Raw genomic sequence first — 610 nt, 5'->3', positions numbered from 1 at the left:
AAGGCGTGAGGGCCAGCCATGGTCCGCCATCGGTCCGAGGACCATGGCTGGCGAGGATCTTGAGCCGGCGCGCGAAATTTTAGGCCGCCATGAAGTCCGCCAGGTGAGTGCGGAGCTGGTCATGGTCGTCGGAGTGGAAGCGTTTGACCGTCGCGTCCTTGATCGTGCGGTTCATCCGCTCGACCTGGCCGTCACTCGGGAAAACAGTCCCCGGACTGTTTTCTGATCCTCGCAACTCCAAGGATGGTTGGGCTTTGTGAGGCGGTGCTCGATACCGCTCGACCATGTTCTCGAACCGATGGCGGACAGGGTCTCGCCCTCGCAGATCATGTCGAAGCGCATGGGCCGGGAGTAGATGGTGTTGCGGTTCCGCGGCTGCTCGGGCCGAACTGAATGCCCCTCGCCATCGGGCTCGGACCGCTGGCGCCCGCTGGCTCGATCGGTGAGAATGGTGTGGACATGACAGGATGAGCCGCATGTCGGCGAATGCCTCGAGCAGGTGCTGCAGGAACTCCCAGGCCGTCTTCCTGTCCGCCTTGTCGACCAACTGGGTCACGGCAAATTTGCTCGTGCGGTCGATGCCGACGAACAGAAACAGCTTTCCCTCAGC

The 610-nt window shown here is 62.5% G+C and carries 1 pseudogene; it reads right to left on the bottom strand.

What is annotated here, in order from left to right:
• Window positions 1-82: 82 nt before the first annotated feature.
• A pseudogene (locus FA743_RS20985) lies at window positions 83-610 on the bottom strand (transposase family protein); the annotation flags it as partial.

This window comes from Paracoccus gahaiensis (assembly GCF_005048225.1).
Lineage (GTDB): Bacteria > Pseudomonadota > Alphaproteobacteria > Rhodobacterales > Rhodobacteraceae > Paracoccus > Paracoccus gahaiensis.
Note: the sequence above shows the minus strand (reverse complement) of the source record. Positions and strands in the feature narration are given on the sequence as shown.